Origin of the sequence: Peptoniphilus sp. GNH (assembly GCA_021307325.1) — a bacterium.
In the GTDB taxonomy this organism is placed as follows: domain Bacteria; phylum Bacillota; class Clostridia; order Tissierellales; family Peptoniphilaceae; genus KA00134.
On the sequence record CP089931.1, the window covers coordinates 284189 to 300150 of the forward strand.

Sequence of the window (15962 nt, forward strand, 5' to 3'; positions counted from 1 at the left end):
ATGGCTATTAGAAATATAAGACAAGTTCCAGATCCAATTTTGAGAAAAGAATCAAGACCGGTTGAAGTTATTGATGATAGGATTAAGGAATTAATAGAAGATATGATGGACACCATGTATGCAGATAAGGGTGTAGGACTTGCAGCAGTTCAAGTTGGAGTTAGGAAGAGAATATTGGTAATTGATGATAGAGAGGGCAACGTTTATAAGATGATAAATCCTCAAATTGTTTTTCATGAAGGCTCTGAGACTGGGTTGGAGGCTTGCCTATCTGTGCCTGGTTTTCAAGGAGAAGTGGAAAGATATAAGAAACTAAGGATGAAGTTTTTAGACGAAAATGGAAAAGAACAAGAAGTAGAGGCTGAGGATTTTCTTGCAAGAATAATGCAACATGAATTAGATCACTTAAATGGAGTAGTTTACACCGATAGAGCAGATAATGTTATCAAGCAAGGACAAGGAGAAGAACATAAATGAAGATAGTTTTTATAGGAACACCATCTTTTGCAGCTACAGCCTTGGAGGCCCTTGCAGCTAAGTACGAGGTGGCACTTGTTGTGACTAGGCCATCGAAGCCGAGGGGAAGGAGCAAGACCTTGATTGATCCAGAGGTTAAGCAGACAGCGGATAGACTTGGCTTGAAAGTTATTCAACCAGAGTCGATAAATAAAGAAGAAGCGATAGAAAGCCTAAAAAAAGCAGGGGCAGATATATTTGTAGTTGCAGCCTATGGAAAGATAATCAAAAAAGAAGTTTTAGAAATTCCAAAGTATTTTGTAAACATTCACGCATCCCTGCTTCCCAAATATAGAGGGGCAGCACCAATAAATAGGGCAATTATGGATGGTGAAAAAGTTACAGGCATTTCTATAATGAAGGTAGAAGAAGGTCTTGACACCGGCGGAGTTTGTCTAAAAAAAGAAGTTGAAATTAAAGATAAGAATGCCGAAGAATTGGAAAATGAACTAGCAGAAATAGGCGCACAATTAATTTGTGATTTTGTCGAATTAGCAAAAAAAGACGAAGTAATTTTTACGCCTCAAGATGACTCTGAGGCTACTTATGCGGATAAGATATCAAAAGAAAATGGTAAGCTTGACTTTAAAAATATGACCGCAGAACAAGCCCTACATTTAATAAAGGGACTTTCTCCCAAGCTAGGAGCCTTTGCATCCATAGGCGACAAGGTCTGCAAATTTTATAACGCAAAATTAGTAAAACAAAAAGGAACTCCAGGACAAGTGCTTTCTTCTAGAAAGGAGCTTGTTATTGCTTTTAAGGAAGATGCCTTATCAATACTAGAAATCCAAGCCCCGGGCAAGAAAAAAATGGATATAAAATCTTTTTTGCTTGGAAATAAAATTGCAGAAAATGAGGTGTTTGAATGATGCCATACTATATGTACGGTTTAAATTTTTCCTACATGATATATCTTTTACCAGGACTTATTCTGGGTCTAATTGCTCAAGCAAAAATTTCGTCCGCTTATAGAAATTATATGGAAATCAGATCCAAATCAGGTATGAGTGGACTAGAAACAGCTAGGAAAATTTTAGACAAAAACGGTCTGTATGATGTAAAAATTGAAAAAGTAGCAGGCCAATTGACAGACCATTATGATCCTAGAGATAAGACGGTAAGACTTTCAAGCCAAGTCTTTCAATCCGAGTCTTTGGCAGCGGTATCCATTGCAGCCCACGAGGTTGGACATGCCATCCAAGATGCTCAAGACTATAATTTTTTAAGATTTAGAAATTCGATACTTCCGCTTGCGAATTTTGGCTCTAGATTTTCTTTTATTTTAATATTTATAGGATATGTTTTGTCTTTGGGCGATGGACTTGTAAAAATCGGTATAGCTCTTTTTGCGGTTACTGTACTTTTTCAATTCTTGACACTCCCAGTTGAAATCAATGCTAGCAAAAGAGCCTTGGTGCAACTAGAGGATGTCGGCATTTTAGATGATGAAGAAATAGATGCAAGCAAGCAAGTGCTTTCAGCAGCAGCACTTACCTATATTGCATCTACAATAACTGCCATCGGATCTTTATTAAGGCTTCTAGCTATATTTGGTGGAAGGGACAACAGAAGATGAAGATAAGAAAAACTGCTCTCGAACTTTTAATGAAAAGTCTCTATGGCAATTATTTTTCCCAAGACCTTTTGGAAGGCCAAAGGGGGAATTTTGATTCCAGGGACTTTAATTTTTTGCAAGAATTATTTTTGGGAACTTTAAAAAACTCCATATATTTAGAATATTTGATAAGTAAAAAATCAAAAATACCCGTTAAAAAAATTCAATTGCCTATCTTAAATATAATAAAATTAGCCTATTATCAAGCTGTATTTTTGGATAGGGTGCCTAATTATGCCATAGCAAATGAAAGTGTAAAGCTTGCTAAAAAATATGGCAACAAGGGCGCGGCAGCTTTTGTAAATGGTGTGGTGAGATCGTTTTTAAGAGAAGAAAACAAATTACAAGAGCCGGATATAAAAGATGATATAAGCAGGTTATCTATAAAATATTCCCAAGAAGAAAATTTTACGGAAATCATAGTCGAAAAATACGGATATGAATTTGCAAAAAAAATGTTTGCGTCTTTGAATGAAAGATCGAATTTGAATGTAAGATATTCTTTTTGGAAAATTTCAAGAGAAGATTTTGAGGATAAATTGAGAAGTCTGGGTTATGAATTTGAAAGATCTAAGCTTACAAAATCAGGCTATAGGATTTTAAATCCGACAGGCATTTTTCAATCGGATCTTTATACAGAAGGATATTTTTATGCTCAAGATGACTCCTCTATACTAGTTTCAGAAATTCTAAACCCCCAAAATGCTTGTCAAATTTTGGATATGTGTGCTGCTCCTGGAGGCAAGGCAAGCCATTTAGCAGGCCTTATGGGTGGCAAGGGTCAAGTGATAGCTTTTGATAAAGATAAGAAAAAGGTGGATTTGATAAAAAAGAATATGAAGAGACTGGGTCTTAGGAATGTGCAAGCTTCAGTGGGCGATGGTTTACATTTCAAGGAAGAACTAAGAGAGTCCTTCGACTATGTGCTTTTAGATGCACCATGTAGTGCTCTGGGTCTTATGAGAAGATTTCCAGAGATAAAATACAAAAAAAATTTGGATGATATTAAAGAATTGGCAAAGATTCAAGCAAAACTTATAAAAAATGCAGGAAAATACTTGAAAAAAGGTGGTTTTCTAGTATACTCAACTTGCACGATTACAAGCGAGGAGAATGAAAAAGTAATAAATGGCTTTTTGAAAGAAAATGCCGATTTTTCTATCGATAAAATTGGAGATAAAGATTTTTTGAGGATTTTTCCGCAAGATTTTAAGTCGGATGGATTTACTATTACAAGGTTGGTAAAAAATGGATATAGGATCTCTGAATGAGGAAGAACTAAAGGCATATTTGACTGGATTAGGAGAGCAGCCATTTAGGGCAAGACAAATTTTTCAAGCTATTCATAAGGAAAATGTGCTTTCGATAAATGATATGACAACTCTCTCAAAAAACTTGAGGTCAACTCTTTTAAAAGACCAGGATTTGGACAAGCTCAGTATCTTAAAAGAATATAGATCAAAAGTAGATGATTCTGTAAAATTGCTTTATGAGCTAGCCGATAAAAACATAATAGAAGGCGTTCTTATGAAGTATAAGCATGGCTATTCTCTTTGCCTATCTACTCAAGTAGGCTGCAGGATGGGGTGTTCTTTTTGCGCTTCAACTAAAGAGGGGCTTGTCAGGAATTTGACACCTTATGAGATGTGCCAACAAATTTATAGGGTCGAAAGAGCCTATGGAATTAATATATCTAATGTAATTTTGATGGGTTCTGGAGAACCTCTTGACAATTATGACAATGTTGTAAGGTTTTTTGATATAATAAACTCGAAAAATGGAAAGAACTTATCTTTGAGAAATATAACCTTATCCACAAGTGGTTTGGTAAATAGAATATATGACTTGGCAAAGAGAAAAGAAAAGGTGAACTTAGCGATTTCTTTGCACGCCAGTAGAGATGATTACAGAAAAGAAATCATGCCTGTTGCACGGCGCCATTGTATAGAAGAGATTGTTTCTGCGGCTAAGTTTTATTCTGAGCAGACATCAAGTAGAATAACTTTTGAATATACAGTTATAGAAAACTTAAACAACACAGATGCAGATGTTGAACGACTCTCAAAGCTTTTAAGCGGCTTTAGGAGCCACATAAACCTGATTCCTTTAAATCCAGTTGATGGATTTAAGGGTAGAGGATCTGGCAGAAGAAGCATGGAGATATTAAAAGACAAGTTAGAAAAAAGAGGGCTTTCCGTTACAATAAGAAGAAGCCTTGGCGTTGATATAAATGCGTCTTGTGGTCAATTGAGAATTAAACATTTAACTAAAGAGGTGGATTTTTGAAGTTCATAGGTAAAACTAATCGAGGAAATGTCAGAAAAAACAATGAAGACTCACTTTATATTTCTTCGGGTAATAAAAAATTTTTTATAGTCGCAGATGGAATGGGAGGTCATCTAGCTGGAGAAGAGGCATCCTTAATGGCGACTAGCACTATTTCTGAAGAGCTAGAGAAAAAAGATTTTTCGAGCTTGGATAATTTAGAAGAAGGGCTTGTAGACGCCATAAATTTAGCAAATAAAAAAATTTTTGAGAAATCAAAAGCTGATGAAAATTTCAGGGGTATGGGTACAACTCTATCAATTTTATATTTTTTCGATGGATATATAGTTTTTGCCAATATCGGAGATTCGAGAATTTATGAGTTCAAAGATTCTTCTTTAAAATTATTGACAAGAGATGATTCTTTTGTGAATTATTTAGTTGAAATTGGGGATATAACAAGTGAAGAGGCTGCCCACCATCCAAAGAAAAATGTGTTGACCAAGGCTCTGGGCACTTCTGAAAAAATTGAATTTAATATATTTTCAAAAAAGATTGCAGGAGATGAAAAATACCTTTTATGCTCAGATGGACTTAGCAATATGGTCGAAGAGAACGAACTAGAAAAAGCTCTTAAATGCGACGATGTAGAAAAATCTGGACAGTTATTGGTAAAAGAAGCATTAGATAACGGAGGATTAGACAATATTACACTAATTATTATAGATACAAAGCAGGTGGATAATGATAGGTAAACTTCTAGGAAACAGATATGAGATTCTTCAAAAGATAGGTACTGGTGGAATGGGCGATGTTTACAAGGCCCATTGTCATAAGTTAGATCGTATTGTTGCTATTAAAATTTTAAAAATTGAATACAATGATGATATGAACTTCATAAGGAAATTTAGAAGAGAATCACTTGCCGCTGCTAGTATTTCTCATCCCAACATAGTAAGCATTTATGATGTTGGGAGTGAAGAGGTTGATGGACAACAGATTCACTATATAGTTATGGAGTATATTGATGGTAAAACTTTAAAGGAAATTGTAAATTCGGAAGGTCCTCTAAAACAATCGACCTGTTTGAATTACACTATCCAAATTGCCGAGGCTCTTAAAGTCGCCCATGCTAAAAAGATTGTCCACAGAGACATAAAAAGCCAAAACATAATGGTAACAAGGGATGAAAGAGTCAAGGTAACTGATTTTGGCATAGCTAGAGTTGCAGATAACTCAACCATGACTGCTACAAATGCTGTTATGGGATCAGTTCACTATTTTTCCCCCGAACAAGCTAGGGGAGCTAAAGTAGATAACAGAAGTGATATATATTCTTTGGGTATAGTCCTTTTTGAGATGTTAACTGGCAAGGTGCCTTTTGATGCCGATAATCCAGTATCTGTGGCCTTAATGCAGGTTCAATCAAATTTACCAGAACCATCCTCTTTAAATCCATCCATAGACAAGGTGGTAGATAAGTTAGTCTTAAAGATGACTAGAAAAAATCCGGATGAAAGGTATAAAGATGCGGATGAGTTAATTAAAGACATAAAAGCTATAATTTTAAATAGACCTGAAGATTTGACTCTGACAAGTTTGGACTCATCATCTCTTCCATCTGAAAATATAAAAAATGACTCGCAAAGACCAGTAAAAAAAGTCATTCGTAGAGATTCTGATGACAGATTGGTCTATCCTGGAAAACAATCGAGAAAGAGTGATTATGGAAATACTCATAGCAAGAAGTCTAAATCTGGAGTGATTTTAGGTATAATTACTGCGATTCTCTTTGCAGCTCTTTTGATTTATGTTGTACCCAAGGTTTTACCTCTTATGAACAATAAAAACGACTCTCAAAGTAATACCGAGATGGGAATTGTTCCAAATCTAGTAGGGCAAGTCGCAGCAGATGCTGAAAAACTTGCAAACGATGCGGGATTTACGGTTAAGGTTGGCGAAGCCAAATCTGATTTAACTCATAAAGACGGAGAAATTCTTGAACAAGACAAAACAGCAGGCACAAGTCTTGAAAAAAATTCGCCAATAACAGTGGTAATTAATAAGTTAAAAGATATAAATCAAGTACCTGATTTATCTGGTAAAAAATTAGAAGAAGCTCAAGCCCTGATCTCTGAGAGGGGATATAGTATAGGAGAATTAGAGCAAAAAGAGTCAGACCAAGAACCCAACACAATCCTAGATCAAAGTCCTAAGCCTGGAGAAACTCTTGAAAAAGATGGCAAAATAAATTTGGTAGTTTCAAGGGGTGGAGAAATAAAGATGAAAAAAGTTCCTAACTTGAAAGGTTTGACAAGATCTCAAGCAAAGGAAGCTCTTGAAGTTTTAGGCTTTAATGTTGGAAAAGTTGAAGAGGGCAGAACAAATGAAGTTGGCAGAGGAGATATATTTGAGCAAAGTCTTGAATCTGGAAAAGAATATCCAGAAGGCTCTAGTGTGGATTTAAAAATTAGCATTGGACCTTTGCTTGATGATGAAAAAACTGATGAGAAGTCATCTAAAACTAGGGAGTTTAAGAGTTTGACAATACCTATAAAATCATTCTCTGATGGTCAAAGCCATTCAATTAAGATTGAAATGATTAATGATGAAGGAAGAAGAAATATAAAGACTGAAAGATTTGATGGCGATGGAGTCGAAAGAGAAGTCGAAGTCAAGGCTGAAGTAGGTTCTACAATAGAAATACAAATTGACAACGTAACTGTTGAATCTAGGGAAGTAAAGTGATGATAGGAAAGATAATAAAACTCACAGGTGGATTTTATTACATTGAATCACAAAATAAAATATATACATCCAGAGCGAGGGGACTTTTTAGGCACAAAGACCAAAGTCCCCTTGTTGGGGATAATGTGGAATTTTCAGAGGGTGAAGATTTAGGTTACATAGAAAAAATTTTACCAAGGAAGAATATACTAAAAAGACCGGCAGTCGCAAATGTAGATCAAGTTTTGCTTATGCTGTCTTTAAAAAATCCAAATTATAATCTCCAACTTACAGACCACATGCTTGCCTTATATGAAGGCCAAAATGTAAAAATCATAATGTGTTTGAATAAGTATGATTTGGCTCCAAAATCTGGAGATGAATTAAAAGAAATATACAAAAATGTTGTAGATAAAGTGATTATTACAAGCTTAAAAAATGATTATGGTCTAGATGATATTAGAGAACTTTTGAAGGGTAAACTAACGGCTCTTTGTGGGGTTTCAGGAGCGGGAAAGTCAACTCTGGCATCAAAAATTTTAAATAAAAATCTGGAAATGGGAAGTGTTTCTAATAAAACTTCAAGAGGCAAGCACACAACAAGGCATGTGGAGCTTCATTATTGTGATGATATCTATATATTCGATACACCAGGTTTTTCGTCAATAGATATAATGGACATAGAAAAAGAAAATTTGTCACATCATTTTAGAGAATTTAACAAGTTTCTACCTTGCAAATTCAATGATTGCAGACATATAAATGAGCCTGGATGCAAAATAAAAGAAGCTTTGGCAAACAATCAGATTGCAAAGTCTAGATATGATAGTTACTTGAGTGCATATAAGGAAATTGAGAATAAAAAAAGATAGGAGATATAAATGCTTTCACCATCAATCTTATCGTGTGATTTTACAAAATTAAACGAAGAAATAGATTTATTAAATCGAAACAAAGTTGATTATATTCATTTGGATATAATGGATGGGCTGTATGTGCCGAATATTTCATTTGGGCCATGTGTTATAGAACAGGTTAGGAAGATAACAGATATAGCTTTAGATGTTCATCTTATGATTCAAAAACCAGAAGCTTTGATTGACGAGTTTATAAAAGCAGGGGCTGATATTATAACCTTTCATCCAGATGCCACAACACATCCTCACAGATTAATTGGCTATATAAAATCAAAAGGAGTAAAAGTCGGCCTGGCTCTAAATCCACATCAAAGGGTAGAAGATTTGGAGTATCTAATTGATGAATTAGATCTTGTGCTTATAATGAGTGTCAATCCCGGGTTTGGCGGCCAATCTTTTATAGAATCGTCAATTGAAAAAATCAAAAAATTGAGAAATGAAATAGATAAAAGAAAACTTAAAACCCTAATAGAAGTTGATGGTGGAATAAAAAGAGAAAATGCCAAGAGGGTCTTGGATGCTGGGGCGGATATAGTTGTGATAGGCTCTGGGATTTTTGCAAAAGAGGACAAGGACTTGGAGATAAAAAAGATATTGGAAGTGATTAGATGAGAGGCCTTTTAATTTCAGCGGGCAAACTTCCGTCAGAGGCCTTGATAAAAAAAGAAATGATGAAGGCTGATTGCGTGGTGGCAGCAGACGGAGGACTTAAATATTTACTTGATCTTAATTTGTGCCCAGATTATGCGATAGGTGATTTTGATTCTATCGAGTCTAAATATCTTGATATGGCTTTAGATAAAAATATAAAAATAGAGAGATTTAACCCAGAAAAAGACTTCACAGATACTGAGCTTGGTCTAAACTTTTTGAAGGAAAAATCTTGTGATAAAATTACGATGTTAGGGGCGACTGGAAGTCGCTTGGATCATGTTTTGGGCAATTTGTCTTGCCTTATAAGGCTTTATGAAGAAAAAATAGATTCAAGAATTTTAGATGACAATAACGAGATAAGATATTTTGAAAGAGGTTTGATTAGATTTAAAAAATCAAATAAAAAATATTTGTCAGTTTTACCAGTAGACGAAGTTGTATTTTCGACATGGAAAATGGCTTATGAGGTGAGCGGACTTAGAATTAAAAAAGATGAAACTAGAGGAGTTTCAAATCAAATTCTCGGCGAAGAAGCCTATATAAAAATTGAAAAGGGATCAGCCTTTATTATAAGGTCGAATGATTGAAGTCTTGTTTAAACAAGACTTTTTTACGTTCATAGGCTAATATATACCTTTCATGTTTGAATTGTAGTTAAAATTATATTTTTAAAATATAATTTTCATAAAGGAGGCAAGAGTGAAAGTAGAAATAATAATTGATGATAGCTTGGAGGAAACTTGTGTAAAGATTTATTCTAAAGAATATACAAGCGAGATAGAAGACTTGAAAGAAAAAATAATGATGCAAAACAAAGATATAATAAGTGCATTTAAAGATGACAAAGTTTTTCTTATAAAGGCTAATGAAATATATAGGATTTATTCTCAGGATCAGGATGTCTTTATAGAAAGCAAGGACGATTTATTCAAGAGCAAGCTCAGATTGTATGAGTTTGAAAAAATCTTAAATAAAAAGAGATTTGTCAAAATTTCTAGATCTGAAATAATAAATTTAAGTCATGTAAAAAAGTTGGACTTGTCATTTTTGGGAAGCATATGCGTAGAGATGAAAAATGGAAAAATCTCGTATGTGTCGAGAAGAAATATTAAAAAATTTAAAGAGAGTATTGGGCTTTAGGAGGACTTATGAAAAGTATAAAAAAATTTTTTGAATTAGTGGCATCTTTTTTAATAGGAGTTGGAATTGGAAATGTAATAGAGTTGATTGTATCTCTGACAATTGGGGATTTGATTATGGGTGTGCCAGAATTTATAGCTTCCATGGATTCTTTAGTAAAAGTAAAATTGATTCAGACAATTTTATATGGAGGATTTGGTGTAGTTGGATATATTTCTGCTTGGTTTTATGATAGCAAAAAGTATTCTATTGGCGTTTCGACAATTATTCAGCTTTCATGTCTTTTGATATACTATTCCTTTACTGGATTTTATCTTAGATGGTTTTCACTAGAGCATATTTATGCTTATATTAGCAGTCTTTTGATTTATATATTAATATTTATAGTAATTTGGATTACAATATATTCTATTGAAAAAAATAAAATAAGAAGAATAAACAAAGAAAAATTTGGATTAAAAGACTAAATAAAATAATAATAGTCAGAATAAATTTTTTCTATAAAATAAACTTTATATTTTTAAAATTAGCTGAAGATATGAACCGAGTCCAAGAGTGGGGACTCGGTTTTATATTTTGAGGGAAAATAAAAAACGGCTTCGTCTGAAGCCGTAATTAGATAGCTCTTTCAACTTTATTTGATTTTAAGCATTTTGCGCAAACATTAATTCTCTTGGGTGCGCCATTTACAATTGCTTTTACCCTTCTTATGTTGGGAGACCAACTTCTCTTACTGCTTTTATGTGAGAAACAAATATTATTTCCAAACATTTTTTGCTTTCCGCAAACTTCACAAACCTTTGCCATCTTCGCACCTCCTTAAATTTGCTTTCATGATTAACAAGAGATATTTTATCAGACAATGCGTATAAATTCAAATAAAATTTGCGAAAATTATAATTAGTTGTTTAAACCGCCTTTTTGTTGTAAAATTTAAGAAATAGGAGGTGTACTATGCCCTTAAATTACAAAACAGAAATGGGAGATATCGTAATTGAAAATTCAGTACTTGCAGACATTGCAGGTATATCTGCTATGGAATCATACGGTATTGTGGGTATGGCAGCTAAAAATGCAACTGAAGGGATTTTTGAACTTTTGAAATTCGAAAATTTATCTAAAGGCATAAAGGTAATATCAGAAAATAATAAAACAATTATAGAATTGCACGTTATACTCGAATATGGAGTGAAAATTTCTACTGTAGGTCAAAATATAATCGATAGAATAAAGTTTAATGTGGAAAATTTAACTGGTGTCAACATAGATAGAATTGACGTTATAGTAGATGGCATCAGAACACATTAATGACGGAGGTAGAATTTTGACAAGTTTTATAAAGGGTGATGAGCTTGCAAAGGCACTTGCTGGAGGGGCGGATTATCTTGTTTTGAATAAAGAGATGGTCAACGAGTTGAACGTCTTTCCAGTTCCAGATGGGGATACTGGTACCAATATGAGTTTGACAATTAAATCAGCAGTAAAGCAGGTAAATGGATTGGACGACAAGGCAGGGGTAGCAGATGTTGCTCTTGCGGCTTCTAGAGGTGCTCTTATGGGAGCAAGAGGTAATTCAGGAGTTATACTTTCACAATACTTTAGAGGCTTTTCTGAGGGCTTAAAAGATAAGGATAAGGCTAGCATAAAGGACATAGCCTATGCTCTTAAAAAGGCATCAGATATGACCTATAAGGCAGTTATGAAACCGACAGAGGGTACTATTCTTACTGTTGGAAGAGAACTCGGCGAATATGCCATTAGGCACTTCCAAAATTACAAGGACATTTCAAGTTTTTTAAAAGCTGTTATTGATGCTGGACAAAAATCTTTAGACAACACTCCCAATCTTTTGCCAGTTTTAAAAGAGCAAGGAGTTGTTGATGCAGGTGGTCAAGGACTTATCATAGTTCTAAGAGGAATCCTAAAGGTAGTCAACGGAGAAATCATTGAAAGTGTTGAAGATGATGAGTTAAAGAGAAAGACACCGAGTGGATATGTTCCTGCAGAAGGGCTTGATGAAGGCATCGAGTTTGGTTACTGTACAGAGTTTATAATAAGCGGGGATGATTCTAAGGCAGAGGATTTCAAAAAGAGCCTGATCTCAATGGGAGATTGCATTTTAGTTGTTGGCGGAGGCGGTATAATAAAGACCCATATCCACACCAACAACCCTGGCAAGGTCTTGGAGATGGCTATTCAAATTGGAGCCTTGCAAGATATTAAGATAGATAATATGAGGATTCAACACAAGGAAAAGTTTTTCAAAGATGAAGAGGTTGAATCAGCTAAAAATGCCAATCTTACTAAAAAAGTTGATAAGGAATATGCCTTTGTTGCAGTTTCGATAGGAGATGGATTAGATAAGGTGTTTGATGACCTAAATGTAGACTATATTGTAAGAGGTGGTCAAACGATGAATCCTTCAACAGAGGACCTTTTAAAAGGAGTCGAAGCAAGCTCTGGCAAGAATGTATTTATTTTACCGAACAATAAAAATATTTTGTTGGCAGCTAAACAAGTTGATGAGCTTACAGATAGAAATGTGATTGTTATTGAATCAAGATCTATTCCTGAAGGGATATCCGCACTTCTAGCATTTAATCCAGAAGCAGATATTGAAACAAATAAGGCACATATGCAAGAAGCTCTTGAGCAAGTTACAAGTGCATCTGTCACATATGCGGTTAGAGATACTGAAATATCTGGAAAGACGATAAAAGAAGGAGATATAATAGGTCTAGATCGTTCAGATATACTTGAGGTAGGCTCAGATATCACAAGCGTTACAAAGGCTCTTATAGAAAGCCTTAACCATGAAGATTATTCAGTTATAACTCTTTATTATGGCGAGGATGTAGATAAAGAAGATGCAAATGAGCTCTTGGAGATGCTTGAAGAAGAATATGACGAAATGGATATAGAGTTAATTTATGGAGGTCAACCTCTTTATTATTATCTCATATCTTTAGAATGACAAGGTCCCGAAAGGGGCCTTCTTTTATGGGTGAATATTATGCAATTGAAAGATTCCTTAGCTTCAATAAAAGGAGTTGGGCCTAAAAAAGAAGAAATATTAAATAAACTTGGTATTTATAATCTGGAAGATTTGATTTTCTACCTTCCAAGAGATTATGAAGACAGGTCAAGTCTTATAAAGCTTGCTGATGTTTCTGGCGAAATAAAGGCCGGATTTAAGGTTAGAATTATAGGTATTAATAGGGATTCATATATAAGGCGAAATATGCACATTTTGTCATTTGATGTCGAAGATGAGAGTGGCAGAGGAACTATAACCTTTTTTAATCAAGCTTTTTTGAAAAATTCAATTAAGCCAAATCAAGTTTATAAGGTATTTGGCAAGGCGATAAGACAAAATTATATAACAAAAATTTCATCTCCTATAATCGAAAGAGGCGATGCTAGTTTGAAGGTAGGTTCTATAATTGCTAAATACAAATTATCTGAAAAAATTTCAAACAATGAGTTTGCTAAAATAGTAAAAGAATGCCTAAAAAAGATTGAGATTCCAGAAATATTACCCCAATACATAGTTTCTAAATATAGACTTATATCTCGGAAAAAGGCTCTTGAAATCTTGCATTTTCCAAGTGATTTAGAACTTTTGGAAAAGGCCAGAAACAGAATGGCATTTGAGGAATTATTTTTGCTTCAAATTGCAATTTATACATTTAGAAAATCAGGAAATGGTGAGAAAGCCCTTGCCTTAAAAGTAGGTGAAGAGTTCTACGATTTTCTCAAAACTCTGCCTTTTAAATTGACATCAGGGCAGGAAAAAGCTCTTAAAGAAATCATAGGTGATTTGGAGTCAAACAAGAGAATGAATAGACTTTTGCAAGGAGATGTTGGCTCGGGCAAGACAATTATAGCTGCTCTAGCAATGTATATTGCTTATCTAAATTCTTATCAGGCTTGCATGATGGCACCGACGGAAATACTGGCAAGTCAGCACTTTGACTCTTTATCTGAAATCTTCAAAGATTGTAATATAAAGATTGCTCTTTTGACATCTTCAACAAAAAGTGAAGATAGGGAAAAAATAATTGGAGATTTAGAAAGAGGAGAAATAGATTTTGTAGTGGGAACTCACTCCCTTATAAATGAAGAAGTAAGATTTAAAAAGTTGGCATTAAATATAACGGATGAACAGCATAGATTTGGGGTAAGACAAAGGGAAAGTCTTCAAGATAAGGATATACTTGCAAACACCTTGGTAATGACTGCGACTCCCATACCAAGAACTCTATCTTTAGTATTATATGGGGACTTGAACGTGTCAATAATAGACACCATGCCTATCGGACGTTTACCTATAAAAACCTATGGAATAAATACAGCCATGCTTGATAGGGCATATGGATTTATACAAAAAGAAATTGAAAAAGGGCATCAAGCCTATATAATCTGCCCTCTTATAGATGAGTCCGATTATTTAGCAAGTTTAAATTCTGCTATAAAAACTTTCGAAGATTTAAGGGAAAGATTCTTTAAAGATGATGTGAGCCTACTTCATGGTCAGATGAAATCTGAAGAAAAAGAAAGGGTATTAAATGATTTCAAGACCGGTAAAATCAAAGTTATAGTTTCTACAACCGTAATAGAAGTAGGAATAAATGTGCCCAATGCGAGTGTAATTATGGTTTTAAACTCTGAAAGATTCGGACTTGCTCAGCTACATCAGTTAAGAGGGCGTGTCGGCAGAGGCAATATACAAAGCTATTGTATTCTCCACAATGGCTCTGATTCAATAAAATCGTGGGAAAGAACTAAAGTAATGGAAAAATCTAGCGATGGATTTTTTATTGCCAATGAAGATTTGAGACTAAGAGGGCCGGGTGAAGTTTTTGGAACAAGACAGCATGGATTGCCAGATTTGCTTGTTGCAGACTTTATAAGAGATAATAAAATATTAAATTACGCAGCCGAAGAAGCGAAAGACATCATAAATGGTAGACAAAAAATTACAAGAGATGAATCAAATGCAATATTTAGAGAAATAAAAAAGAAGTTTTCTAAAAGCTCTCTTCTTTATGCCAACTGATTGATTAAAAAGATTTCATGTGCTAAAATCATAACATTGAGAGGTGGAAGATGAGAATTATTTCAGGACAAAGGCGGGGGATGAAGCTGATAGCTCCTAAGTCTATGAAAACTCGACCAACTGAAGACAGGATAAAGGAGAATGTCTTCAACCTCCTAGGGCCTATTGAAGGGCGCTTAGGTCTAGAACTTTTTGCTGGGTCTGGTCAGATTGGTTTGGAATTTCTTTCCAGAGGACTGGATAAATTTATTTTTGTCGATTCATCTTCAGAAGCTATAAAATGTATAAAGGATAATATAGCCAAAGCCAAACTTGATGATAGGTCACTAGTTAAAAATAATAGTTGGGAAGTTTTTCTGGGAACTCATGCTGGGGAGCCTTTTGACTATGTTTATCTGGATCCACCATATGAATATTCGGTAGCTAAATATGAGAAAATTTTAGAAAAACTTGAAAGATTTCTTCATGCTTCTTCGAAAGTAGTGATAGAGCACAATCATAATCCAGAAGAAATTTCTCATCAATGCTATAAATTATATAAATCCAGAACTTATGGGGAAAAAACGATCGAGATATTGGAGAAAATATGAAAGTTATATATGCTGGCAGCTTTGATCCCATAACAAATGGTCATCTTGACATAATTTTAAGAGCAAGAGACGTATTTGGAGAGGTCATTGTAGCAGTCTTAAACAATGTAAACAAAAAATCTCTTTTCACAGCAGAGCAAAGAGTGGATATGATAAAAGAGGTTTTAAAAGACCAAAAAAATATTGAGGTCGATAGCTTTACGGGATTATTAGTCGACTATGCGAAAAAAAGAAATATTAAAGTTGTGGTGAGGGGACTTAGAACCGCATCAGACTTTTTTTCTGAATATAATACAGCGATTGCAAACATGCATCTTGAAAAGGGCATAGAAACAGTCTTCTTGCCTGCAAGTGAAATGCACTTATTCATAAGCTCTAGCCTAGCCAAAGAAGTTGCGGCTTTTAATGGGGACTTAGAGCCTTTTGTGCCTAAAATTGTCAGAGATGCAATGAAAGATAAGTATAATAGGAGGTAA

The 15962-nt window shown here is 34.5% G+C and carries 18 protein-coding genes; 17 read left to right on the forward strand and 1 reads right to left on the reverse strand.

Going from position 1 to position 15962, the window contains the following annotated elements:
* The 12 genes from def (at position 1) to LV469_01520 (ending at position 10304) form a co-directional block, all read left to right on the forward strand.
* Positions 1–477, forward strand: coding sequence for a peptide deformylase (gene def / locus LV469_01465; protein ID UHR02979.1), 477 nt, complete (start codon positions 1–3; stop codon positions 475–477).
* Positions 474–1388 carry a methionyl-tRNA formyltransferase gene (fmt, locus tag LV469_01470; GenBank protein ID UHR02980.1) on the forward strand — a complete coding sequence of 305 codons (915 nt, stop codon included), beginning with the start codon at positions 474–476 and terminating at the stop codon, positions 1386–1388. The genes def and fmt overlap by 4 nt, the downstream gene beginning before the upstream one ends.
* Positions 1388–2095 carry a zinc metallopeptidase gene (locus LV469_01475; GenBank protein ID UHR03570.1) on the forward strand — a complete coding sequence of 236 codons (708 nt, stop codon included), beginning with the start codon at positions 1388–1390 and terminating at the stop codon, positions 2093–2095. Before fmt ends, LV469_01475 begins: the two co-directional genes overlap by 1 nt.
* Positions 2092–3405, forward strand: a complete 1314-nt coding sequence (gene rsmB, locus LV469_01480) for a 16S rRNA (cytosine(967)-C(5))-methyltransferase RsmB (GenBank protein ID UHR02981.1) — start codon at positions 2092–2094, stop codon at positions 3403–3405. The genes LV469_01475 and rsmB overlap by 4 nt, the downstream gene beginning before the upstream one ends.
* Complete coding sequence (gene rlmN, locus LV469_01485; GenBank protein UHR02982.1) at positions 3383–4420, forward strand: 23S rRNA (adenine(2503)-C(2))-methyltransferase RlmN; 1038 nt, start codon at positions 3383–3385, stop codon at positions 4418–4420. Before rsmB ends, rlmN begins: the two co-directional genes overlap by 23 nt.
* Positions 4417–5154 carry a Stp1/IreP family PP2C-type Ser/Thr phosphatase gene (locus tag LV469_01490; protein UHR02983.1) on the forward strand — a complete coding sequence of 246 codons (738 nt, stop codon included), beginning with the start codon at positions 4417–4419 and terminating at the stop codon, positions 5152–5154. The genes rlmN and LV469_01490 overlap by 4 nt, the downstream gene beginning before the upstream one ends.
* Positions 5144–7147, forward strand: a complete 2004-nt coding sequence (pknB, locus tag LV469_01495; protein ID UHR02984.1) for a Stk1 family PASTA domain-containing Ser/Thr kinase — start codon at positions 5144–5146, stop codon at positions 7145–7147. The genes LV469_01490 and pknB overlap by 11 nt, the downstream gene beginning before the upstream one ends.
* Positions 7147–7998 carry a ribosome small subunit-dependent GTPase A gene (rsgA, locus tag LV469_01500; protein UHR02985.1) on the forward strand — a complete coding sequence of 284 codons (852 nt, stop codon included), beginning with the start codon at positions 7147–7149 and terminating at the stop codon, positions 7996–7998. Before pknB ends, rsgA begins: the two co-directional genes overlap by 1 nt.
* A 9-nt stretch (positions 7999–8007) precedes the next feature.
* A complete protein-coding gene (gene rpe / locus LV469_01505; GenBank protein ID UHR02986.1) occupies positions 8008–8655 on the forward strand; it encodes a ribulose-phosphate 3-epimerase in 648 nt (215 codons plus the stop codon).
* Positions 8652–9284 carry a thiamine diphosphokinase gene (locus tag LV469_01510; GenBank protein UHR02987.1) on the forward strand — a complete coding sequence of 211 codons (633 nt, stop codon included), beginning with the start codon at positions 8652–8654 and terminating at the stop codon, positions 9282–9284. Before rpe ends, LV469_01510 begins: the two co-directional genes overlap by 4 nt.
* 112 nt (positions 9285–9396) lie before the next feature.
* The gene (locus LV469_01515) at positions 9397–9837 is read left to right on the forward strand and encodes a LytTR family transcriptional regulator (GenBank protein ID UHR02988.1); all 441 of its coding nucleotides are present in this window, start codon (positions 9397–9399) and stop codon (positions 9835–9837) included.
* An 8-nt stretch (positions 9838–9845) separates the two neighbouring features.
* Positions 9846–10304 carry a DUF3021 domain-containing protein gene (locus tag LV469_01520; GenBank protein ID UHR02989.1) on the forward strand — a complete coding sequence of 153 codons (459 nt, stop codon included), beginning with the start codon at positions 9846–9848 and terminating at the stop codon, positions 10302–10304.
* Between the two features lie 148 nt (positions 10305–10452).
* Here LV469_01520 and rpmB read toward each other — a convergent pair whose 3' ends face one another.
* The gene (rpmB, locus tag LV469_01525) at positions 10453–10644 is read right to left on the reverse strand and encodes a 50S ribosomal protein L28 (GenBank protein ID UHR02990.1); all 192 of its coding nucleotides are present in this window, start codon (positions 10642–10644) and stop codon (positions 10453–10455) included.
* A gap of 147 nt (positions 10645–10791) precedes the next feature.
* On the opposite strand from rpmB, the gene LV469_01530 reads away from it, so the two are divergent.
* Genes LV469_01530 through coaD form a run of 5 tightly spaced genes read left to right on the forward strand, consistent with a single transcriptional unit; the run spans position 10792 to position 15962 of the window.
* A complete protein-coding gene (locus tag LV469_01530) occupies positions 10792–11145 on the forward strand; it encodes an Asp23/Gls24 family envelope stress response protein (GenBank protein UHR02991.1) in 354 nt (117 codons plus the stop codon).
* Between the two features lie 16 nt (positions 11146–11161).
* The gene (locus LV469_01535) at positions 11162–12811 is read left to right on the forward strand and encodes a DAK2 domain-containing protein (GenBank protein UHR02992.1); all 1650 of its coding nucleotides are present in this window, start codon (positions 11162–11164) and stop codon (positions 12809–12811) included.
* A gap of 39 nt (positions 12812–12850) precedes the next feature.
* On the forward strand, positions 12851–14896 hold the full coding sequence (gene recG / locus LV469_01540; GenBank protein ID UHR02993.1) for an ATP-dependent DNA helicase RecG: 2046 nt from the start codon (positions 12851–12853) through the stop codon (positions 14894–14896).
* A 50-nt stretch (positions 14897–14946) separates the two neighbouring features.
* Positions 14947–15486, forward strand: a complete 540-nt coding sequence (gene rsmD / locus LV469_01545; GenBank protein ID UHR02994.1) for a 16S rRNA (guanine(966)-N(2))-methyltransferase RsmD — start codon at positions 14947–14949, stop codon at positions 15484–15486.
* Positions 15483–15962, forward strand: a complete 480-nt coding sequence (coaD, locus tag LV469_01550) for a pantetheine-phosphate adenylyltransferase (GenBank protein UHR02995.1) — start codon at positions 15483–15485, stop codon at positions 15960–15962. Before rsmD ends, coaD begins: the two co-directional genes overlap by 4 nt.